Annotated in this window: 22 protein-coding genes; 4 read left to right on the forward strand and 18 right to left on the reverse strand. The window is 48.8% G+C overall.

Going from position 1 to position 22,879, the window contains the following annotated elements; all coding sequences use genetic code 11:
• Positions 1 to 106: 106 nt before the first annotated feature.
• The 3 genes from ACSAMP_RS00305 to ACSAMP_RS00315 form a co-directional block, all read right to left on the reverse strand.
• Positions 107 to 1,357: a sensor histidine kinase gene (locus tag ACSAMP_RS00305; protein ID WP_457799182.1), complete on the reverse strand. Its 1,251-nt coding sequence runs from the start codon at positions 1,355 to 1,357 to the stop codon at positions 107 to 109.
• Positions 1,354 to 2,088, reverse strand: a complete 735-nt coding sequence (locus ACSAMP_RS00310) for a LytR/AlgR family response regulator transcription factor (protein ID WP_457799183.1) — start codon at positions 2,086 to 2,088, stop codon at positions 1,354 to 1,356. The genes ACSAMP_RS00305 and ACSAMP_RS00310 overlap by 4 nt, the downstream gene beginning before the upstream one ends.
• A 131-nt stretch (positions 2,089 to 2,219) precedes the next feature.
• The gene (locus tag ACSAMP_RS00315; RefSeq protein WP_457799184.1) at positions 2,220 to 2,516 is read right to left on the reverse strand and encodes an MGMT family protein; all 297 of its coding nucleotides are present in this window, start codon (positions 2,514 to 2,516) and stop codon (positions 2,220 to 2,222) included.
• A gap of 157 nt (positions 2,517 to 2,673) precedes the next feature.
• On the opposite strand from ACSAMP_RS00315, the gene ACSAMP_RS00320 reads away from it, so the two are divergent.
• Positions 2,674 to 3,111 carry a DUF3592 domain-containing protein gene (locus ACSAMP_RS00320; protein WP_457799185.1) on the forward strand — a complete coding sequence of 146 codons (438 nt, stop codon included), beginning with the start codon at positions 2,674 to 2,676 and terminating at the stop codon, positions 3,109 to 3,111.
• Positions 3,112 to 3,224: 113 nt separating this feature from the next.
• Here the strand turns inward: ACSAMP_RS00320 and ACSAMP_RS00325 are convergent, their stop codons facing one another.
• From ACSAMP_RS00325 to ACSAMP_RS00350, 6 genes are all read right to left on the reverse strand, one after another.
• Positions 3,225 to 4,901: a recombinase family protein gene (locus tag ACSAMP_RS00325; protein ID WP_457799220.1), complete on the reverse strand. Its 1,677-nt coding sequence runs from the start codon at positions 4,899 to 4,901 to the stop codon at positions 3,225 to 3,227.
• On the reverse strand, positions 4,882 to 5,112 hold the full coding sequence (locus ACSAMP_RS00330; protein ID WP_040894231.1) for a helix-turn-helix domain-containing protein: 231 nt from the start codon (positions 5,110 to 5,112) through the stop codon (positions 4,882 to 4,884). The genes ACSAMP_RS00325 and ACSAMP_RS00330 overlap by 20 nt, the downstream gene beginning before the upstream one ends.
• Before the next feature lie 88 nt (positions 5,113 to 5,200).
• Positions 5,201 to 5,386, reverse strand: coding sequence for a hypothetical protein (locus ACSAMP_RS00335; RefSeq protein ID WP_457799186.1), 186 nt, complete (start codon positions 5,384 to 5,386; stop codon positions 5,201 to 5,203).
• 15 nt (positions 5,387 to 5,401) lie between these two features.
• The gene (locus tag ACSAMP_RS00340; RefSeq protein WP_457799187.1) at positions 5,402 to 6,691 is read right to left on the reverse strand and encodes a plasmid recombination protein; all 1,290 of its coding nucleotides are present in this window, start codon (positions 6,689 to 6,691) and stop codon (positions 5,402 to 5,404) included.
• A gap of 379 nt (positions 6,692 to 7,070) precedes the next feature.
• Positions 7,071 to 8,462, reverse strand: a complete 1,392-nt coding sequence (locus tag ACSAMP_RS00345; protein WP_457799188.1) for a DNA primase family protein — start codon at positions 8,460 to 8,462, stop codon at positions 7,071 to 7,073.
• A complete protein-coding gene (locus ACSAMP_RS00350) occupies positions 8,437 to 9,057 on the reverse strand; it encodes a CHC2 zinc finger domain-containing protein (protein ID WP_457799189.1) in 621 nt (206 codons plus the stop codon). Before ACSAMP_RS00350 ends, ACSAMP_RS00345 begins: the two co-directional genes overlap by 26 nt.
• Before the next feature lie 223 nt (positions 9,058 to 9,280).
• On the opposite strand from ACSAMP_RS00350, the gene ACSAMP_RS00355 reads away from it, so the two are divergent.
• The 3 genes from ACSAMP_RS00355 to ACSAMP_RS00365 are packed head-to-tail and all read left to right on the forward strand — an operon-like array spanning position 9,281 to position 12,052.
• Complete coding sequence (locus ACSAMP_RS00355; protein ID WP_457799190.1) at positions 9,281 to 10,390, forward strand: DUF6076 domain-containing protein; 1,110 nt, start codon at positions 9,281 to 9,283, stop codon at positions 10,388 to 10,390.
• A gap of 9 nt (positions 10,391 to 10,399) precedes the next feature.
• Entirely contained in the window at positions 10,400 to 10,843 is a 444-nt protein-coding gene (locus ACSAMP_RS00360; protein WP_118661308.1) for a GNAT family N-acetyltransferase, read from the forward strand.
• 33 nt (positions 10,844 to 10,876) lie between these two features.
• Complete coding sequence (locus ACSAMP_RS00365; protein WP_457799191.1) at positions 10,877 to 12,052, forward strand: sigma-70 family RNA polymerase sigma factor; 1,176 nt, start codon at positions 10,877 to 10,879, stop codon at positions 12,050 to 12,052.
• Positions 12,053 to 12,147: 95 nt separating this feature from the next.
• Here the strand turns inward: ACSAMP_RS00365 and ACSAMP_RS00370 are convergent, their stop codons facing one another.
• From ACSAMP_RS00370 to ACSAMP_RS00410, 9 genes are all read right to left on the reverse strand, one after another.
• Positions 12,148 to 14,502 carry a M56 family metallopeptidase gene (locus ACSAMP_RS00370; protein WP_457799192.1) on the reverse strand — a complete coding sequence of 785 codons (2,355 nt, stop codon included), beginning with the start codon at positions 14,500 to 14,502 and terminating at the stop codon, positions 12,148 to 12,150.
• Positions 14,499 to 14,870: a BlaI/MecI/CopY family transcriptional regulator gene (locus ACSAMP_RS00375; RefSeq protein ID WP_368187804.1), complete on the reverse strand. Its 372-nt coding sequence runs from the start codon at positions 14,868 to 14,870 to the stop codon at positions 14,499 to 14,501. The genes ACSAMP_RS00370 and ACSAMP_RS00375 overlap by 4 nt, the downstream gene beginning before the upstream one ends.
• 131 nt (positions 14,871 to 15,001) lie before the next feature.
• Positions 15,002 to 15,250 (reverse strand): DUF6061 family protein, encoded by a 249-nt coding sequence (locus ACSAMP_RS00380; protein ID WP_154250972.1) that lies wholly within the window; start codon positions 15,248 to 15,250, stop codon positions 15,002 to 15,004.
• 24 nt (positions 15,251 to 15,274) lie between these two features.
• The gene (locus tag ACSAMP_RS00385; protein ID WP_457799193.1) at positions 15,275 to 17,224 is read right to left on the reverse strand and encodes a recombinase family protein; all 1,950 of its coding nucleotides are present in this window, start codon (positions 17,222 to 17,224) and stop codon (positions 15,275 to 15,277) included.
• Positions 17,225 to 17,279: 55 nt separating this feature from the next.
• A complete protein-coding gene (locus ACSAMP_RS00390) occupies positions 17,280 to 17,441 on the reverse strand; it encodes a hypothetical protein (RefSeq protein WP_004797315.1) in 162 nt (53 codons plus the stop codon).
• A 79-nt stretch (positions 17,442 to 17,520) separates the two neighbouring features.
• Positions 17,521 to 17,871, reverse strand: a complete 351-nt coding sequence (locus ACSAMP_RS00395; RefSeq protein ID WP_015528524.1) for a type II toxin-antitoxin system PemK/MazF family toxin — start codon at positions 17,869 to 17,871, stop codon at positions 17,521 to 17,523.
• A 498-nt stretch (positions 17,872 to 18,369) separates the two neighbouring features.
• Positions 18,370 to 18,783 carry a sigma factor-like helix-turn-helix DNA-binding protein gene (locus ACSAMP_RS00400; protein ID WP_117500098.1) on the reverse strand — a complete coding sequence of 138 codons (414 nt, stop codon included), beginning with the start codon at positions 18,781 to 18,783 and terminating at the stop codon, positions 18,370 to 18,372.
• A gap of 637 nt (positions 18,784 to 19,420) precedes the next feature.
• Positions 19,421 to 22,054 carry an ABC transporter permease gene (locus tag ACSAMP_RS00405; protein ID WP_117539829.1) on the reverse strand — a complete coding sequence of 878 codons (2,634 nt, stop codon included), beginning with the start codon at positions 22,052 to 22,054 and terminating at the stop codon, positions 19,421 to 19,423.
• Between the two features lie 12 nt (positions 22,055 to 22,066).
• Positions 22,067 to 22,732, reverse strand: a complete 666-nt coding sequence (locus ACSAMP_RS00410; protein WP_015528521.1) for an ABC transporter ATP-binding protein — start codon at positions 22,730 to 22,732, stop codon at positions 22,067 to 22,069.
• Between the last annotated feature and the right edge of the window lie 147 nt (positions 22,733 to 22,879).

Here is a 22,879-nt window from a genome sequence, read left to right on the forward strand (position 1 = left end):
TCCGGTGCCTTGCACTGTGGCTACAGTATAGCCCCCCGGCAAATAAAAAAGGACGCTTCTGCACGAAACGTCCTGAAAATGCCCTGAAATGTCGTTTGGCCCCGAGTCACAGGGAAAGTCGCAATACAAAATGGCCATTTTGAACGGAAAAACTGTACATTCCGCCATACCGCTCCACGATGGCGCAGATGCTGCGCACCCCCACGCCGTGGCCCGGGCGGTCCGTCACCGGCACGCCCCGATTAAACTGCACCGGCCCGGGACAGTCGTTGACCACCTGGAGGAAAAACTTCTCGCTCTGCACATAGGTCTGCACCACAATGCTGCCGTGCTCCAGTCCGGCGCAGGCGTGAAGGGCGTTCTCCAGGGCGTTGGACAGCAGCACGCACAGGTCGCTCTCCGCAATGGGCAGCACATGGGGCAGCTGGGCGTGGATGGACAGGGACACGTCCTGATTTTTTGCCCGGGAAGCAAAGGCGGACAGGATCAGGTTGGCCGCCTCGTTCTCGCAGTAGACGGTCAGACGGCTGGCCTCGATCGCCGCGTCGATGGAGCGGATATACTTCCGGGCCTGGTCGATCTGGCCGTTTTCCAGACAGGCATCCAGATACTGCAGGTGGTGGCGCAGATCATGGCGATAGGCCCGGGTCTTCTGCTGGGACTCCCGCAGGTCCTCGATCTCCCGCACGGCCTGGTTCACCTGAAGATTCAGGCTGCTTTGCAGCTGCTCCAAGTGGGTCCTGGCCCGCTGCTCCGCCGACAGGCGTACCACAAAGATGATATAGGCCACGCAACACACAAAGGGCATAAACTCCACCACCACCGGAGAGCCGCTCTCCAGCAGGTCGGTGTACACCCGGGTGAGATAGTCAAACGCATAATACAGGGCCGGGATGCTGCCGAACTGGCACTGGACGGCGGTGGAATACCGGGACACGGAGCGCACCGCCGGGGCCGCCCGCAGCAGCAGGATCAGCAGGGGGATGGTGAGGGCCATCTCCGCGATGTACTGCATCCGGTCTCCCCCGCTAAAAACGGCCACGATGACCAGGGCCAGCCACCGCCGCAGCTGGCAGCACAGATAGGCCGTGAGGACCGAGATGACCGGCCACAGCCGCTGGCGGCTGAGGATACACAGCACGATGGCCAGGGTCAGGTGGGTGTGGATGGGATAGAGATACTGCCCCTGGGTGGTGTCGATGCCAAAATAGACCACCGCCTGAAGGATATAGATGGCGACGGTGGCGGCGGCCATCCACAGAACGTTTTTCCGGTCCCACCGGATGTTGCAGAAGGCGGCGGACAGGATGATGCCGAACAGGCCCACCGCCACGGTGTTGCATATGTAAAGGATCACAGGAACACCTGCTTTCGGTGGAAGGCATACTCCAGATACCGGTCCTTCAGCTCAGCATACTTCCCCCGGGGCACGGGCAGCTCGGCCAGGCTGGCCATGGTGATGGCCTTGGGGACGATGGCCTTCACATGGTCCATATTGATGAGGAAGGACCGGTGGACCCGCAGGAAATTCGGGTGGTCGGCCAGCTGCTCGCACAGGTGGTCCATCCGCCCCACGCTCTCCAGCACCGTGCCACCCACCAGATGCAGCCACAGGGAGTGGCCCAGCACCTCGCAGTATTCCAGCTTGTCCAGCTCCACCCGGGTGATGCCGCTTTTGCACCGGAGGATCAGACTCATGCCGCTGCTCTTCTCACACTCGGCGATGACCGAGTCCATCAGGCGGAAAAAGCTCTCCTCCCAGATGGGTTTGAGCTGATAGAAATAGGCCCCCACGGTGTAGGACTCCACGGCGAACTCCGCGGAGGAGGTGAGGAAGATGATCTTCACGTTGTTGTCATACCGGCGGATCTCCCGGGCGGCGTCGATGCCGTTCTCCCCGGGCATGATCACGTCCAGCAGCAGGATGTCGAACCGCATCCCCTTCTCGATCTCTGCCAGCAGCTCCAGCGGGCTTTGAAAGGCCGCCGAGGCGATCTCCGCGTTCCGCTCCACCCGATAGCGGTCCAGCAGCACCCGCAGCTGGCCCAAGATCGCCAGGTCATCGTCGCATAAGCCAATTTGAATCATGAAAGCCCACCTTTTCGGGATGTCTCTCTCCCCGCCACGCCTATCTCGTCGCAGAAAACCCCATTTTTTACGTATTGCATTTTAACATTTTTGCGTTTTTCCGTCAATTATAAAGGTGGGGCGGGACCAGCTCACTCCTCCCACTGCGCCCGTTTCATGTCCACGTGGGTGGGGTCCCGGAAGGGGACGCCCTCCTGGGCCAGCAGATGGGCCTGCTCCGGCCAGCCGGGGGCGATGCGTCCGCTGTGGTCCACCACCCGGTGGCAGGGAAAGCTGCCATACTCCTGGGCGTGGGACAGCACCCTTGCCACCAGCCGGGCGTTCCGCTCCCGCCCGATGAGCCGGGCCAGCTGGCCATAGGTCGCCACACGCCCGGCGGGTATCTCCTCCACCACCGACAGCACCAGATAGGCCAGCTCCTCGTCCATGCTCCCGTCTCCCCCTTCGCGTTTTTTCCATTCTCTCAGATCCGGCGGCAAATGTCCATTTCTTTTTCTCCAACGGCCTTCCTAACCTTTGGTTAATGTTCCCCTCCCCCGCCCCGTGATAGAATGGGGACAGAACAGAAAAAGGGAGGAATCGAGTATGGAAGATCTGGTGTTTCTTGTGGTGGGGCTGCTGCTGATCACGGCGGGCGTGTTCCACCGCCGTAATCTCTTCCGGGCCTATGAAGGTGACCGCAAGCGCTACACCGGCACCACCCCCATGAAGATCGTCCACATTGAAAAGTCCACCATGACCACCTGGGAGGAGCAGGAGGACGGCACCCGCCTGGAGGGCTGCACCACCGTCCATCTGCCCACCTATGAGTACACAGTGGACGGCAAGACCTATCGATACGCCAGCCGCCAGGACACCTGCCGCCCCGTGGGGGCCTGCGTCACCGGCTATTACGACCCCAACAACCCCAAGCTCATCCAGGAGGACCCCGTCCGTCCCCCCTATTTCGCCGGCTTTTTCTTCTTCCTGATAGGAGGAGCCATGATCTTCGCAGGGGTATATAGTATCCTTTATATGTTCTAAAATGATAAGACCCGGAGGAGAAGCGTGATGGGCGGCGCTTCTTCTCCGGGTCAGGTTGTTAAACGCAGCTTTTTTCGTTAGACGCAGTTATTCGAAATTTTCGAATAACTGAATTATCCTCTTATCCTCTCCAACCGCACCACCGTCTCGACAGTTGTTTCAGTTTCCAAGGGAAGTTCTTTCACTTCCTCACCATCAACAGGCACAGGAAAGTTGAATACAATCTTCTTTATCCAACTTCCGTCTTTCCTTTTCTCCGGGAACATCTCAATTCGCTCGATAAAGGCCTTCATAAACTCTTTCTGCTCCGCTTCCGTTGCGGAATGGTAGACTTCATCAAATGCCAGCAACAAGCGATAGATATTGTCACCGGAAATCTTCTCCTGCTGAATGCTGCGGATCTGACTTTGCAATTCGCCAATCTGAACTTCAATTTCCTCTATGGTATCATACTGCTCATCATAGCGGCGCTGCAAGTCCAAAATTTTTCTGTCATAGTGGGCATCGTTGATGTCCAAGGTATCCATCTGACGCTCCAAGCGGCTTTTCGTTCCAAAGGCTTGCTTTAGCCGCCCTTGTAGGACAGCTATCTGCTTTTCCATATCTTCTGTATCAACTGCTGTTCCGATTTTCGCCTGAATCGCTTCTACAAACCGTGGATTATTGACCATAGCGGAGATAACCTTCGCCACAAATTTGTTGATCTCTGTCTGCTCGATATTCAGCCGGAAGCTGCACTCATGTCCGGTAGGCGTAACCGTATTTTTGCAGTAGTAATAATACCGTGTTTTCTTGTCCTTGCTGTGTGCCTTGGCGATATTGCCGTACATACTCTTGCCACAGCATGGGCATTTCAAGATACCGGACAGGATGTGGGCGTGATCTGGATTGTTGACCTTTTCCCGCTTAAAGGAATTGATCTTGCGCTTCTCCTGTGCCAGATACCAATCTTCTTCGGAAATAATGGCTTCGTGCTGCCCATCGTAAACAGGGAACTCCGACTGCTCGACCACGTGCATCTCATTTCTTGTACCCTGTTTCTTTTCGGTTCTCCGTCTGCCGTAAGCAATTTTACCCATATAAACGGGATTGTCCAGTACGTCCTGCACAAAGTTCCTTGAAAATCCGGGAATGGTGTTATTCTGCCGCAGCTTCTTGATAAAACCGTTGCGGTTCAGATATTTGGCTACTCCGGCAACGCCCTCGTTGGTATGGATGTAGCGGTCATAAATGACCCGGATCACCTCCACTTCATCCTCCGCAATGACAAGGTTTCCGCTTTCCAATTTGTATCCATATGGAGCGAAACCGCCGTTCCATTTGCCCTCACGAGCCTTTTGCTCCCGTCCTGCCATTGTCTGTGTGCGGATATTTTCTCGCTCAATCTCTGCCACCGCAGACAGCACAGAGATCATCAGCTTTCCTGCATCCTTGGAGCTGTCAATGCCATCCTCCACGCAGATCAGATTGACACCGAAATCCTGCATGAGTTGCAAAGAGTTCAGAACATCCGCCGCATTTCTGCCAAATCGGGACAGCTTAAAGACCAGCACATAAGAAACATCATCTTTGCCGTCCTGGATGTCATTCAGTATCCGTTGAAACTCCTGCCGCCCTTGGATGTTCTTGCCGGAAAATCCTTCGTCAGAATACTCCCCGGCAACGATCATATCCTCGTATGCCGCATACTTCCGCAGCTTGTCACGTTGGGCATCCAAGCTGTACCCGTCAACCTGCATGGAGGTGGACACTCTCGTATATAGATAACATTTAAGTTGTTTCTTTTTCAGAATCGCCACCTCCTTCGTTCATTTCTTTTACCACAAGTCCTTCGTTACGGATATAATACTCCAAAAGCCACAGCACATAATCCGGTGCATGACGGTTGTCCAATTCCCACTCGGTCATCGTCCGGTATGGTATATGAACCAACTTGCAAAAGTCCTTCCGGTTTAATCCCGTGCTTTCCCGCAACTTTATAATTCTGTTTTTACAATCCATCTGCCTATCTCCCTAAAAGCAAAAATACACGTTGCGTACATATTATAGCATATCCGCAACAAGTACGCAACGTGTAAATTGTAAATTTTTACGCAGCCTTATCCGTCAAAGGCTGCGCTTGATTACTTTCCTCGGAATGCTCCACTTCCTGCGGAACGTCCTGTTCCAATTTATCCAAAACCTGATGTCCATATTTCTGGAGCATCTGGCTCATAACATCCACACAGCGGTCAAATGCCGCATTATATTTCGCTTCCTCATAATATTTCTTCAATAGGCGATTCCTCCATCAAAGTTCCATATCCTGTCCACGCTTCCGTGCAGTGTGTTCGTGCTCCTGCGTTTCTTTTCCTTTGCTGAGGACAACATCAAGAAAAGCCCGAACCCTTTCGGATGCGATTTCCAGTGCATCCAAGAAGGGCTGGGCTTTCTTTTTCAGCTCTTGATATTGTTCATGCAGCGCATCGTACCGCTGCTTCCATGTTTTTGCACTTTTCTCCGCTTGCTCGAATTTCTGCTTGTACTTGATCTTCTCTGCCTTTTCCGCAAAGCTACTGACAGCATAATCTTTGAGTGTGCGGCATTCATCCGGTGTCAGAGTGATATTGTTTCCGAATGTGGCCTTCTTGCCCATCGCTTCAATATCCTGCACCGTCAGTGCAAGAGTCTTTGCCGTCTTGGTTTCCTTTTGCAGCGCTTCCAGTTTCCTTTTCTGTTTCTCCGTGGCAGCTTTGGCATTCTCCAAACTCTGCTCCGCCTGTGCCACCTGTCCGGTCACAGCTTCCAAACGCTGCTGTTCTGCCTGCACCTTGAACTGCGTCACCGTCAGATGTTCCTCGGTGCTGCCACGCTCTCCACGCTCCACATCGGTGTAACCGGCAGTTCGCATGAAATTGAAAAAGTCATCCTGCAACACACTGTAGGATGACTTCAAAATCTTTTTCCCTTTTGCATTCAACATGGGATTTCCGTTCTCACCAAGCACCGGCTTGGACTCCCATTTCTTACTGCGGCTGACCTGTGTGATGACCTCCTTGACGGTTCCCCGGAGGGCTTCATCCTTGCATCGCTTCGACCAAAGGATCTGCTTTTTCACCACCGGGATATAAACCACATGAAGATGATAGTGGTACACATCCTCGCCCAGAGCTTCGGACATTGCCCGGTTGCGCTCATCGGCGTGCATCACAGCGGAGAGGATATACTGTTCACCGCCCACGATCTCCACGGCTGCTTTGTAGGCATCGGCATAAAACTGTTTCGCAAATTCATAGCCGCCGTGGTTGTAGAAGTAAGCAGAGTTCACATCGAAGATCAACTCGCCGTATTTGACGGCATCCGGTTTCAGACCTCTGGTGGAGATCACGCCATCCTGTTCCATCTGCTCAAACATTTTTACATAATCGTCCGTGGGTGCTTTGAAATGGACATTCAGAGAAGTGCGTTCCGGCACGATGTCCTGATTGCTGTAGCTGTCCTTTTCACGCTCATTGTGTTCCTGTACCTTCGCCACATCCGCAGGCGTTTCCAAGTCCTGATTTCTGGCTACGGTACGGTCTATTCCATCATTTCTTGCCATTGAATTTTTGTCCTTCCTTTGGGATTTGCAGACAGCGGGGAGCTACGGAGAGGCACTTTTTCAAAGTGTAATAACCCACTATGACACTTTCATCCATACTGGCTGCAAAGTGCCGTGGGCTCTCCGAGGGCTCTCCCGAGGGGGAATGCGGTCACTGCGGTGACCTCTGCTGACCAAGGTGAAAATGTCTGCGCCTTTTCCCATGGTCAGCCCGTCTGCATGAAGCTGTTCTGTGTCAACTTCCTCTTGCAGCCGGTGCCCACAGACACTTTTTCAAAAGCCTGTGGACATAGAAACAGCCCAAATAAAGGAAATGTGCTGTTTCTATAACGAACGTTTTACGCTCTTTTGCTGCGTACATACGTACCAGCAATGGGATTTACTCGACCTGCCTCCATTCCTCCGGAATGTCCTCCGGTACGTACGTACACGGCGAATCTCCGTAAAACCCATTTATATGAGGTCGTGCAATGGCTTCCACGCCCATGAATCCCCACACCCGCCGTCCGGCAGAGTTGGTGATGTTGTTGCAATGCTCCAGATTGAATTTCTTGGCATTGGCAATCATGGCGTCGCTGAAGCTGCGGGCTTTCAGCGGTGCAAGGGAATTTTCTTCGCACCACATCCGATAGATTTCATAGAAATCCTTGGAGCTGATGGACGCATCCGCTTTACGCCGGATATATCCCTCGGAATCCATGAAATCAAAGATATTGTTGTTGTCACGCTTGACCGCTTCCCGGTTTTCCCGGATACGGTCACTCTCCGTAAACTTAAAGTTGTTGGCAACAAGCCGCTGTAAGCCTTCAAATGCCCACAGGAAGATACCCTCGGCTTCAGCTTTCATCTTCTCTGCAAGGTCAGGATCGTCAGCTCTGTCCACCGGCTTTTCCTTGGTAGTCAGCACAAGCTGTCTGCGATAAAATCCGTCACTGCGGTCATACAGGGCTTGCAGATCACCGTTACTGAATGCCAGCAGCCGGGCGAACATCCAGCCCTGATAACTCTGCTTGCCTTTACGTTCCAAATCCATCTTGCCCTGTGCTGTCACGATGGATTTTACATAGTTGGTCTGGCGCAGAGCTTCCATCCGCATATCATCATCCACGCACAGCAGGATGTGTTCCAGATCGGCACGGGCGAAGCGGTTTTCAGAAATCTTGCCGATGCTGCCGTCTTTCATATTCGTGCCAAAGATAGCAGAAAGCGCAGCTCCGATTTGGGATTTGCCCTCGCCGCCGTTCCCCTTAATCACCATCATGCGCTGTCCCTTGTTGGAGGGAATCAGACAGTAGCCAATGAACTCCTGCAAAGTGGGGATGTCCTCCGCATGGAGCAGCCCATCCAGAAAGTTCAGCCAGATCACCGGCGCAGTAGCATCGAGATTGTAAGCAACAGGCAGACGACTTCGCACGATAGCCGGTCTGCCCTCGGTAAATGTTCCGTTCAGCAGCAGCGTACCGTTGGACACATGAATGCGATCCTGCTCCGGCGGAAAGTCCGGCACTTGTGCTTCCAGTTTCAGCACTTCCAGAATGTTGGTGATCTTCCGTGGGATATTGTTCGCAGCACAGAATTTCAGCTTGTCGTAAATCTCCCCACGCAATGGGAGATCGTCCGTCACTCTACCATCGGGCGTGAAAAAAGCTCCGTTTGCAAAGATGATTCTGCGCTCATGCAGAAATTCTTCACAAAACAGAGCTTCGTTGATGTTCTGCCCATCAAACCACATGGGCAAGTTCATATCAGGCGTTTTTCGGTTCTTCGCCATGGTACGCCACCTCCTTCTTCTTTCGTGCGGTGTACTCTTGCAGAAAAGCAATCTTGCCCTCCTTCATCAGCTTGTCCACCAATGCCACCCGTTCTTCCAAATCGCCCACGGTCAGCACGTCTGCCATATATTCGATATGGCAGTGCATCTGGCAGGCTTCCACAAAACGATCATCCAGAGCATTTTCCGGTGTCTTGGGTGCGTATCGTACTTTCCAATCTTCCAGCAGATGCAGATAATCCGTCAGCACCCGGAAGCACAGCATTTCATCCTCCCGGAACTGACGGATATAGGGACGTTTGAGCTTGGCCATAGCTGCGGCAGTGGGCGGTTTCGGGTTAAGCCCGAAGTCCGAAGCCAGCTTTTGCGCTGTCTCATAGCTGCTCATATTGAACAGCCTTGCCATAAGGTCGATCACATCTCCCTTTGCTCCACAGCCGAAACAGAAGAAATAGTCCTTATTCAGCTTCAAGCTCGGATGCCGGTCGTGGTGGAACGGGCAGCAAGTCATTCCGTTGTGGCTTACTTTCAGCCCATAGTGTTCGGCGGCTTGCTTGATGCTGATTGCCGCCTTGATGGTTTCATAGATGGTCATAGAAAAACCTCCGTTCATAATATTCTGGAAAGCACGAAGCACCCGCCGTGATTGGCAGGTGCTTCGCTCCTTCTATTATGGTTATGCCGAATTTTTCAAAAAACAGGCTAATCGGAGGACAACCCCGTTTCAAAAAACAGGACAACTTATTGATAGATGTAGATTTCTTTACATTAGCATGATACAATTAAGAAAGTGAAAAAACAGGACAGGAGGGGCAAGCATGAACCAAGAACTGATGACATTGGACTTTTGGCAGGATACGGTCATATATGAAGGCAAAACATTTCCTGTCGGTACGCTTGCCTGTGATGCGCTGAATGTTTCGGCGGATACTCTTGCCAAAATGAATGAACAATGCCAGAAAATTAATCTACTGCTTGGAATGCTGAACGCCGGACAGGACGCTTCTGCACTCTGTCCTATGGCAAGGGAAGCTACTCTGGCGATGCTGGATACTCTCAGCGAAACCCCGCCGTTCTCTTATATGGACATACCAAAGCACAGAGAACGGATAGAAAGGGTTTTTACTGCCGAAAATGCCTTGAAATATGTGGAGTTTGCCACAAAAGCCGCAACCAATTCTTTGCAATTTGAAGAAATCCAGAACTATGCCGAAGCAATCACGCTCCAGCGCTATACCGCCGTATGCGGGCATCTGGCCTACTCCCTTGGGGAATACCAAACGGCCATGCTTGATTTTGCAGAAAAATCAGACGGCAACGAAGCTGACCGCACCGCAGAGGGCTTTGCCAGAATGTTCGGCAATTATTTCCCGCCGGAGTTTTCCATCACGGAGGGCAATACCTGGATGTCTACCCTGAACAATTCCGTTCAGTATGTATCCGTCATCCGTCCCGGCGAAAAAGTTGCGAAGCTGGTCAAGCGGATGCACTATGTATCCTTTGTGGGGATGTTCCGGTCTGATCTCTTTGAGGGCCTGTGTGTTGGTCATGCACCGAAGAAATGCAAAATCTGCGGAAAGTGGTTTCTGACCACCAACGCAAGGCACACCAAATACTGCGGCGAATATGCACCGGGGGACAAGCTGCACCGCACCTGTCGGCAGATCGGCAACCTAAAAGGCAGAGAACAACGGGAGCTTGCGGACGATCATCCGGTGAAACAGATTTATGAGAAGCGGCTGAATACCATAAACCGCTATGTGAAGCGTGGTACTCTGGACGCTGATCTTGCGGAGGTTATGAAGAAGCTGGCAAAAGATAAGATGCTCCGGGCATTGAGCAATGTAGACTATGCCAAGGGAGATTACGAAAAAGAGATGGGACAGGCGGCTTTGAAGAAAGAAGCATTGAATAAAAATAACTTATAGGTATAAACAATGAAAATTATTGAGGTTACAGAAAACAAAAAGGAATATCTGGATTTGCTGTTATTGGCTGATGAGCAGGAAAACATGGTAGATCGCTATCTTGATAATGGCAGGATGTATATCCTCGATGATAATGGAGTTAAAAGCGAATGTGTCATAACCGGCGAAAGAAATGGTGTGCTTGAAATTAAGAACATTGCAACAGTTCCAGAACATCAAGGCAAAGGCTATGCAAAAGCTTTGATTGACTTTATCATCGAGAAATACAGCGGACAATATGCTGTTCTGCAAGTTGGAACGGGCGATAGTCCACTGACAATACCATTCTATGAAAAATGTGGTTTTGTCCTTTCTCACATAATACCAAATTTCTTTACAGACAATTATGACCACCCAATATATGAAGGTGGTGTACAGTTGGTGGATATGGTGTATTTGCAAAGAAAGTTCTGAATGCTGATATGGTAAACCGGAAGGAGGTGCGCTATGCTGAATGATTTTACATGGAATATGACCGGATACATACCAAAACACCAAGTCAATCCGCACGATGACGGCATCATTCCCTATGTGGCAGAGCGCATCTTCCAACTGGAACCGGAGCCGCCAGCGGTGGGCAATCTGAACGAATATATCCTGTCTGCATTGCACGAAAAGGATTTGATATACTTCTCGTTCTTCCTTCACTATTACGAGCCGCAGCTCAACAAGCGCATCAAAGGCTTTCTCGGTGTGGACGGCGGTGATTTGTACGACACAGACCGTTTTCTGGATATTAAGCTCTCCTGCCGGGAGCAGATGCTCCAAAAGCTGATGGACTATGATCCTGCCAAGGGTGCGGAGTATGCTACATACATTTTTCCGTTCATCCGGGATGCTATGCTCCGTTTTCGCATGGGCGAAGAAAAGTGGTCAGTATCTTCGCTGACCAATTACAAAATGGTGCGATCAATGGCTTGGCTGTACCATAACACCAAGGATGCAGTCAATGAGTTTTCCAAGAAGTACAACTGTGATCTTGCCCTTGCGGAAGAATACCTGAAAGTAGTCCGTGGCATCCGCAATCAGCAGCCTTTCTATGTAACAGACGAGGATGGCGAGGAAACGGGCGAGGATGTTGCCCTTGATGATACTTGGAACTATGCCGACATTCTCTGGAACGGCATACAGGCTGAGAATGTGCAGCGGGCATTTGAGAAACTGAATTACCGAGAGCAGACCTTGCTTGAAAAGCGTCTTGCAATCTGTATGGCCTGTGGGCGAGTCGGCTCGTGGAAGCACCGCCCCACCTTTGAAGAACTGGCAGTTATGTTTGAGGGCAGCACAGCCAGCGGTGCAGAACGGGCTTACCGAAAAGCGGTGGACAAGCTGACAGAACTTCTGGTTGCCGAGGGTGCTATCCATGCCGTCCAACTGAAACAGAAATCCAAGACTCGTCACAAAAAGAAAATCTCCGCCGCAATCTACGAATATCAGGTAGACTGCGACGGAGAATGGGGCAAAATATCATTGGATTTCGAGAACGGTACAGCAGAGATCATCCGACTTGCTGATTGGGATACCATGAAAACAAATCGCTTTGCGAACAAGGTGATAGCGTATCTTCTGAACTGTGAAAACGAGAAACTGCCAACGAAAACAATGCTGGCATTTGAACCATAAAAAGAAAAAACCGCTACAACATTCATCCCCCCCTTTGGAATGAGAATTGCAGCGGTTTATCTGCTTAAAACTAATTATTCGATATTTGTGATTTTCTAATCATCGTTTGCCAGATGGGTAAAGCCTTTGTTTTTCTCAATAACCTTGATACCATAAACATCTGCAATTTGTGCAGGATAGGTTTCAAGGATTTCACCAGCGTATTCAATTTCGATCACATCTCCGATTTCAGGTTCTGGTGATGGATGCACATTTCTGATCGGCACTTCAATTCGGTCTGCACTGCTCAATTCCCAGCTACCTTCAACAGGCTTCACAAGATAATTGCCATCATGAATTTCCAGAATTTCAGCTTGGAACACCTGATGCGCTTCGTTGGAAAAACCTTCAATCTGAATGCAATGATTCTTGAAAACCAGTCGGCCGGTTTCTACCAGTTCATCAGTATGATATTTTGTTTTATCTACATACAAGCGGCCATCTTGATGATCCTGTCTGAGAGTGAAATCAAAATACCCTCTGTCAGACAGCTCATAGCTTACTCCGTTTGCATAGTCATAGATAATGACACGGTTGTCAATCATGCCTGAGCCCCAACTGATTGAAGAACACAACTCAGGCAAACCGTCGCCAGTGAGGTCGCAGAAATAGGCGTTCCAGATTGGCATCCCCGTATAAAGTGAAGTGCTTTTACTACCCTTAACAGCCAGCATCTCTCCGGAAGTCCAACGGAAGCTCGCATCTGGAAACTTGGTGAGGCTGATTTCAAGACTACCGTCCCATTTCATTTCATCAGGGGTTTCAAGGTAATCAAACCATTTGGTTACGGCCGCAGCCGTATTGTCGGATTTGAAAGTTTCACCCGTGGAATGGAACCTTTCGCCATCCTTAACTTTGACATAAACGAAGTTGTTGGAGTCCTGCTCAACAAACACGAGGTCATTACCGTCACATCGGAAATGGTTCACCAGCCCATAGCCGCTGTGCCCATCATCGGTCAGGATAATGCTGTCTCCGTTCTGTTCCCAAGAGCCAATTCCAATATAGCTGCTGGCCATTCCTTCGTAATAGGTGAAAGTACCATCATTATAGAGGGTGATTGTAAAGTTGCCCATGAATCCTTCGCCTTCGTAGAGATAGGTTTTTCCTGCAACCGCATTATCAGCAGAAGAAACATCTCCACCTGCACAGATTCTACTTAAATAATCTTTGAATTCCTCATCGGATACCACATATCGTTCTTCGTTCCACTCGATATCTACCTTATCATTGTCGGAGAGAGAATAACCGTTTATTCTGATATATGTGCCATCTTCTAGGAGTGCGCTGATTTGATATATCGGTGTGAACCCACCATATTCATCGCTCTTATTCGTGTTCTTGACCCCGGCCAGTCGAGAACTCAACTCACTAATCTGTGCGGAATTCATTTCAATAGCCACCGCTTCATCCGCATTTCGCATATCAAAATGATTTGCGGAAACGATGGTATGTGTTGCTTCATCGAATTGGAATCCCATCGGGTTGGTCAAAAAGCAGACCGCAACGATCACACAGGCAATGACTGCCAAAATGATGACCCAGAACGCGGGCTTCTTATAATTCATCACAGACTTCACACGCTCCTTTACGCCGACCTCACCAAAGGCGAGAGGGCAAGCGGCAATCATACGGCGGTTTACGCTGCAGGCCACAAGTGCTTGCGTATAATCGGCTCTCTGCTCATTGCCAAGTTCCTTGATGACTTTTTCATCGCAGGCAAGCTCAATGTCACGACACAGTAGAACATAAGCCAACCACATGAGAGGATTGAACCAATGGATTGTCAGTAAGAGGAAACCAAGGGGTTTCCACCAATGGTCTTTACGATGAATGTGTGTCTGCTCATGGGCAACAACGTGTTCCAGATCCTGACCGTTCATGTTGAACGGGAGATAGATTCTTGGCTTTATGATGCCAAGCACAAACGGAGATTTTACATTCTCGCTCTGGAAAATGTTGTCCTTGTAGCGAACGGCAGTATCAACTTTGCGATGCAGACGCCAATAGCTGATAGCTGTATATAAGGCAAGTGCAATCATGCCGAAAATCCAGATGTATTCAAAGATACCGATGGTGATTTGCAAAGGATTTACACTGGCACCAGCCATCGGAGTATTGGACTGGCTGATGATAGGATTAACAGCATTGTTTATTGCATTTATTCCACTATTGATGGTAGGGGTGGTATTCATTCCAATGTTCGGCGGAATGGTTTCGGCACTTGGAATTAGACTCAATGCGCTCTCGATGGAAAATGGGAAAGCCAGCCGCACTGCTACGATGCCCCAGAGCAGGACATTGACCCACTTGGGGGCTTTCTTCAAAACAAACCGGAGCAACAGCACTGCCAGGACGAGCCAGCTTGCCGATATGCTCATGTTGATGATTTTCAAAAAGAGTTCGTTCATTGTGAACCTCCTTTCCTGATGCGGTCGATCATGCGCTGCATCTCATCAAGCTCATCTTCGGACATAGCCTGATGCTTTGTAAAAGCAGCGATAAAGGCAGGCAGAGAACCCTCGAATTTCTTCTCAACCAGTTCGTCGATCTCACACGCCTGAGCTTCATCTTTGGAAACGAGAGAAGTAATAGTGCCATTGTCGTTTTTCAGCACACCACGATCTCCAAGACGCTTGATAACGGTATAAGTTGTAGTCCTTTTCCATCCGAGCTGATTCTGACACAGCTTTACAAGCTCGACGGCAGTAACCGGCTCATGCTCCCACATAATCAAGCAAAACCTATACTCACTTTCGTGAATCTTCGGAAAATCCATATTCATGCCCTCCATGTCTACACTGTTAGACTCCATGGATAGTCTACCACATTAGACAATCAAAATCAATAGAGTTCACAGAAAAGATACAAAAAATGCCCGCAGAATTTCTCCCACGGGCAAAGTGTTGGTTAGCTATCAAGCGGTTTGTATTCAGTTACAGTTTTCAAATAGGTTTCTGGATCACCGTTCAATATCAAGTCTGCATATCCAATCGGATCATTGTAGATCAGATAGTCCAGTTCTGACCGCTGATACATATTGTCGGCAATCTCGTTTTCCACGGCGATGGTGTTAATCGCAATCATGCTACCATTTGCAAATTTCAGTTCCACACAGGCATTATCCATGTTGAACTCACAAGAAATCAATCTATCCATAAGAAACCTCCATTTTGCTGGATGTTAGATCATCCCAAAATATTTGAATGCTTCTCGGACTGCTTTTTCCTTCTCCGGTGGGCATTGTGGCTGTCTGGAATCCTCGGACTTCGGCAGATTGTAGTTCTTGCCGACTTCCAGTCCGCATTTTCTCTTTATCTGAGAAATATAAAGGTTAGAAACCTTTAACCCGGTATGCTCCAAAACATACTCCTTGATCTGCGGATAGGTTGCTCCATCTTGGAACTCGGACATATCCATATCTTCCAAAGAGAACTCAACCCGAACCTTTTTCGAGTCGATCTCTCCCTTGGAAAGCAAGACAACCGTCTCAACGGTATTCCCTTTGTCCCACAAAAGCTCCGTAACTTCCCCGCCATCCTTGAACACCGGAAAATTCAGACCAATCCGCTTTAGCGGATATTCAGACTCGTCATTCCTGTAAATTTCAATTTCCTTAATCAAGGCTGTGACCACATTTCTCTTTTCTTCGTCATTTATTATATTATAAACGCAGTCGAAATTCACCATGATTTTGTAAATATTCTCAAGAGTAATTGCCTGCTGCTTAATTGCATCTCGCCGAAGTCTGGCATCTTCGATTTTTTCCTCCAGCTCAACAATGACATCATATAGGGAATCTAACCGCAAGGTCATATCATGGAGCTTTCGTTCCCGGTATTTTGCATCAGCAGGGAGACTGTCAATTTCCCGTTCCAATCTTGTTTTATTCAGATCAACTTCCTTCAGCTTTGCCTGATAACCCTCCAGTTCCTTATCCACTGATTTCGTGTCAATCTGAACGCCAATCCGTTTTTTAATGGCCTGGGCATATTCCTCATTCCTTACGATCTCACGAATTGCCTCAATGACCATCGGTTCAATATCGGTCTTTTTCAGCATTGCCTTATATTCACAATGCTTACCCCGGACCATCCTATTCCGACTACATACATAATAGTAAATTTCTTTGTAAGTGCCATCTTTATTTGTCCATGCGTGTTTATTCGTATACATGGGGCTTCCACAAACCGGGCATTTCAGCAGACCGGATAACAAATGAACTCGATCCCGCCCAATTTTTGACGGTTGCTTTACTCCGGTTCTAAGACGCTTGGCATGAGCCTTTTCCCATACCTCCTCACTAACGATTCCTTTATGCTGTCCCTCTGTCAGAATGTAATCGTCATTTCTTTTCATCTGGTAATCGTTTTTTGTGCCTTTGACTTTTTCCTTCGTTCTCCGTCCATAAGCAATTTTACCGCAATAAACCGGGTTATCCAATATCAGTTTAATAAAATGTCCTGTCCAATCCTCTAATGTGCCATTCTGCCTCGGAATTTTCCGTATACCTTGTAAGTTCAACTGATTCGCAATACCACCCAAACCGATTTCCGATGAAGTATATAATTCAAAAATCTTCCGTATTGCCACAGCCTCTGTTTCTTCAATCATCAGCTTGTTATCTTCCAGTGTATATCCGTAGGGAGCAAAGCCACCATTCCATCCACCTTGCCGTGCCTTTTCGCGCCGCCCGTTCATCGTCTGCTCGATAATATTCTCACGCTCAATTTCAGCCACAGCAGATAGTACAGAAATCAAAAGTTTTCCGCTTGTCTGAGAGGAATCAATCCCTTCTTCTATGCAAATCAGATTTACACCATAAGATTGAACCAGCTCCAAAGAGTTAAGTATATCTGCTGCATTACGGCCAAACCGTGACAGCTTATACACTAAAATATAGTCAATGTCCAAGCCATCCTCAATATCTCTGAGCATTTTTTGAAAGGCAGGCCGTCCCTCAATGGATTTACCGGATTTACCGGCATCTTCATAAGTATCAACAACGATCATTTCCTCACGATCCGCAAATCGTGTCAGCATATTTTTTTGACCTTCCAGGCTGTATCCGTCCACTTGCATCTCTGTGCTGACCCTCGGATACAAAACACAGCGTTTTCCATATCGGTTCATAATTCATACCTCCAAAATTTACTTTTGGAAAATATCCTATGTAAAGCTGCGATTCTCACGCAGCTCCGTCAACCTCGCCCAGCACTCTCATACCATATTTCTCGATGATATGTGCCAGCGAAGTGATAAACGCTTCAAATTTTTGTTCCGCCAGAAGTTCTTCTGATCGGATTTCATCTGAAGGAATCAATGCGCTTTTATTCTGGATATTCTCCATTCAGAATCACCTCCGCAATTCCTAACGAAATTATAACTCTACTTGCACAGCCTGAAAATGATACGACCTTTCGGCACTTTTATGTAATCCCCAGACTGCACAAGAGCGTCTTGTTTATGTTTTCCATGTCATCCTTGTTTAGATGACCAATATAGTTTTTTAACCTCGACTTGTCGATTGTTCTGATCTGTTCCAGCATAACAACAGATGGTTTCATCAAACCGCATCTGTCGTTTAAGTGGTAATGCGTGGGGAACTTTCTGCTTTTTTTACTTACACTGGTAATTGCTGCAATAATAATCGTAGGACTGAAACAATTTCCCACATTGTTTTGAAGAATGAGTACAGGACGAGAGCCACTTTGTTCGGAGCCAATACCAGGACTTAAATCAGCCGAATATATGTCACCTCGATGGAATTTTTCAAACATCACTCTCGCCTCCTTAATATCTTAATACTTAAACAGCCGCACCAGTCTGAAAAAAATCTTCGGATAAAAACCTGGTGCGGCTACTGTTATTCTGTTCGGATTACTCGTCATATTTGCCACGCCCCCTGACGCTGGGAACATAGCAGGTCTCCGCTGGCGCGGTTGTCATAACTCCGCAGCGTCGTTTTACTCGTGCGCCGCAGGGTTCCCCCCAAGTCTTTAGGAGGCCGTGAGGAAGTATCTTTAAGCCCCCGTGCAGTCCTCGCGCCGAATCTGCCACCATCCGTTTTGTGGAATCGTAGATCGCTCCAAAGCAGCTTTGTTCATCACCTCCCTGACTGCTCTATCTTCGCGGCGTTCCACACTCGCTCGTACACGGGTTATGTACCTGTTATGCTGTCTATGAAATTGTCAAAGTGCTGTTGAAGAGGGAAAACGTGTCCTTCTTATTAACTCTGACAAAAAGAGCAAAAAACGAGCGCACCAAACGAAACTTTTTCAAAAATACTTTGCCAGCTGCTTCAGACCACGCCGGATGCTGTCACGGACACGGCTTGGGTCTACATCCTCCGCTACTGCTATCTCGCTCACACGCATACCCAGGTAATACCGAGCATAGATCCGCTTGGCCTGCTTCTCCGGCAGAGCCATCACTGCGGCGTAGAGCTGCTCCCGCAGCTGCTTTTCCTCCAGGAGCATTTCCGGCGTCTGGGGCTTCATCAGGATCGCATTTTCAATGCCGTTATCACAGTCCAGGGAGTAATGCGCTTTATAGCGATACATCCTCCGGTCATAAGCAGCTTCTGCACGCTCAGCGGCACGGATCGTCTCCAGCACATCTTCTGTTACTTCTACAAAGTGATCGTTTTTATAAACATCGGGATATAAGTCCCTAAGATTGACTTTCTTCATTATGTACCTCCATTTCGATTCACGGGCGGTTGACGAGTGAATCGAAAGGAGGCGGGGATCGACAGCGACATACTTCGCACGCCTTCCCGAAAAATCGACAGCAAAAAACGCCAACTCCCCATAACGGGAAATCGGCGCAACAAAAATACCTACTATTCTGCTGATTTAGATGGAACGATAATACTGATAGATAGTCATACTCCCCCGGAGGAGGGGCAAGACTTTTTTTAGCTGGTGTAACTCATGGCTATTGTGAATGACAAAAATTGACATGGCGGCATCCTCCTATGTGCCGCCGTACCAGATTGCAGGGTGTAGGGTCGTCGTTCATTTTAGATAGACGAAAGGAAACGGCGGCTCTGATTTTTTCAAAGCCACCGTTGCAAAGTGCATAACAATATAGTCGCTGTACGATGGCTTTTTTTCTTTTGCCATCGTGCGGCAACTTTTTCACTTTTCTTTTATTTTAACAGGCAATCCTCACAGAAATGTCACGGGCATACGCCATTTCGACAAAATAACAAGCTGAAATCTCACCAATCTGTGAGATTTCAAATTTTTTGAGGAAAGCCGAGAGGAAATGCCTCCTCCCGGCTTTCAATAGGTTTATGATTATTTATTGTAGCAATCTCTGCCGTTACTCCGATGTCCTCAGCCGCTCCACCACAGTTCCCTTGTTAAAGAAGTGGAGAACGATTAGCGGAATGACCGCAGCCAGCAGCAGATAAAGCACACCAATGACCAGAACGGGAACCAATGTAATATTCAGAGTAAAGAACCACATGGAAGGGCCATTCAATGCGCTCTTTAGCACTGTGACTGCCAGGATCGCTGCGACTGCTCCGCCGATAATGTCTGCGCCTGCGGCATAATAGATGCCCTCATAGACCATCAGACGGCGAAGCTGCTTGCCGGTCATACCGATGCTCTGCATGGTAGCAAACTCATGGCGGCGGGTGATGATGTTGGTAATAATCATGTTGGTAAAGTTAATCAGACCTGCAAAGGCCATAATGTAGCCGATTAGGCCACCGATAACCAGGATCATGCTGCGGACCGAATCAAGCTGCTCTTTCAACAGCTTGGTGGAAGTATAGGCAACCGAAGTATTTTCACTCACATAGCTGCTCAAAAATTCTTCCATCTGCGGCTGCAAGGCTTCATCCACATTGAATCCATAAGTCAGCAGCGTGGGAGCGTCATAGATTTCCTTAAATACAGTGTCCGGCAGATATACAAAAGGAGCATCAGCGGCGATGTGTGCCTGGGCGGTGGTGCCTGTCGGCGTTTCGGTTTCCGTTCCCACGAGGATCGCTTTTGCAAGGATGGTGCTGGTTTTGACCAGTTCCCCATCCTTGTAGAAGGAAATGCTCTCCCCGACCTGTAACTGATCGGTCAGCGGAGTGTTCTTTGGTTCCTCCGTCAGTTTGTCGATGGGGCAGCCAATAATGACATATTCTCCGGTAGCCATTTTCTGCGTTAAGGTTTCGGCATCTTTTTCGCCTTCAAAAATACGCATATCCGCCCAGAAATTCTCGGAGGCTCCCATCACATTACCAAAATAGCGCCTTTCGGTATCAGAACTTGTGTACAGGCTATATCCCTGATAGCTTTGATTTACGACGCCTTCTTCCTCATGGAATAGCTCTATGCCGCTTAAATCTTCAAACCCATAGTCAACCAACACATTTCTATCGTCTTTTGTATTTCGGTAAAGATAGCGTTCATCCTCAACTCCGGGCTGTCCGGCAATCAGATCCACCGCCTGCTGTGAGAGTGTATCTTCATGGTGCTGAACGCTTTCCATTACATTAAATGCGGCGGAGTTATAGACATTAAAATCTGTTCTGGTAACACGGTTTACCCACTTTTCTTCATCAAGGCTTTGCGTCACAATGATGATAGAGTTAAACAGGACGATGCACAGAAGCAGGGAAATAATGATGAACGCTGAACGCCGACGATTGCGCCCCAGGTTGGAAAAGGCCATGCGGGACAGCTTTACTCCATTGGTACGCTTGGCACTTCTCTTTTTATAGGCGTTCTGCTCGGTGTAGCGGATCGCCTCCAGAGGAGAAATCTTTGCCGCCTTTTTTGCAGGCTTCCGGGTGCTGATAAACACGGTCAAAATTGTAAAGAGAGCGGCGATAACAAAGATCAGAGGCGAGGTCGATACGGATGTACCCACCATAGAGTATTCAAGGTTAATGATCTCTGTCACGATAGGAAGCAGCACCCAACCGGCAAAGAAACCGGCGATTAGACCAATAGGCAGTCCGATCAGCGTGAGCCAGACCGCCTGACGGTTCACAATGCCCTTGATCTGCCGTGTGGAAGTGCCAATCGTCCGCAGCAGGCCGTATTGACGAACATCCTGCATCACAGAAATATCAAAGATATTGTAGATCAGCAGGTATCCGCACACGACAAACATCAGGATAAATACAACAGCAAACACGATGGACTCTGATGAAGTCAATCCCTGGGACATTTGATTTTCTGATGCGAGAATGAAATTGTCTGCGCCCATATCCTCTGGATTGCCGCCAATGGAGTAAACGAACTCATTCAACTGCTGCTGAACATTTGCTTTATTCTTCAGCACGACATCAGAAAAAGTAACGCCGGACATTTCATGGTCTACCGCATAAGTGTTCTGCACCACATCGGGGTTTTCCTTTATAAACTGCTCTGAAACAGTCGCAACGCTCACAGAGTCATTGCTTGCTTCCCACCAGCCGGAAAGCACCATATCATAATGATAAGTTTTCCCCCGCAGTTCAAATTCCAACGGAACCTCTGCGCCGATCTCAGGTTCTACACCCAGCGCCTTCAGCGCCAAATCCGTAGTGGCGATCTCATTCGCTTTCTCCGGTGCAGCTCCGTGGGTAGGCACACAGAAGGTCAGCTCCTGCTGCACACTGTCCGCATAATTGATCTCAATGGAATGGCTGGAAGTATTGCTTGCATAGCCAATGATACGCCGGTGACCTGCCTGCTCCACAAAATCGCTGTTTACAAGCTGCTCGTATTGTTCCTCCGTCATATACCCCAAAGTGCCATCCGCCTTGCTGCCTTTCTGCATTTGCAGGGATAGCTGGATGGAGGACGCCATATTGAACGCCAGGGAAGTGATAGAGGTAAATAGGAAAGCAGTCAGGATAATTGCCAGCAGCGCAGCCAGATTGCGTACCTTATTCTTCTTGAAATAGCGTTTGGATAGCTTGGTAATTACTTTGGAATTATTGTTGCCAAATAAAATATCATTCATAGTCCCACCCCCTTACTGCACGATCTTACCATCCTCGATCCGAATAATGCGGTCGGCAAGCTGAGCGATCTCATTATTATGGGTAATCATTACGAGGGTCTGGTGGAATTTTGTGCTGGTAACTTTCAGCAGGCTCAGCACATCGCTGCTGGTCATACTATCCAGATTGCCGGTAGGCTCGTCAGCCAGAACGATAGCAGGCTTCGATACCAGAGCGCGGGCGATGGCTACACGCTGCTGCTGGCCGCCGGAGAGATTGCTGGGCATATTGTTCAGCTTATCCTCCAGCCCCAGCATCCGCACCACTTCTTTCATAAACTTCTTGTCTACCTTGTTTCCGTCCAGTTCTACGGGCAACACGATGTTTTCGTAGACATTTAGCACTGGTACCAGATTGTAGTTCTGGAAGATGAAGCCGATTTTTCTCCTGCGGAAAATGGTAAGCTGCTCATCTTTCAATGTAGAGAGGTCGCGCCCATCCACAATGACCTTGCCGGAGGTAGGCACATCCAGCCCGCCGATCATGTTCAGCAGAGTGGATTTGCCGCTGCCGGAGGTTCCAACAATCGCTACAAATTCCCCCTGCTCAACAGAGAGGTTCACACCATCCAGGGCCTTTGTGATATTCGGCTTTGTGCCGTAGTATTTTTTCAGTTCAGTCGTTTGCAAAATGCTCATAGAGAACACCATCCTTTCTTTAACTTAGACCCATTGTAACGAACAAACCTCACAGAAATGTCACGAGCCACAAAAAATTTCCGCTAAATTCGGCCCCAAATGTCACAAGTTCGTGACATTTGAAAAACCGGGAGAAAAATCCCCCGG

Source organism: Flintibacter sp. SJQ-8 (genome assembly GCF_054108085.1).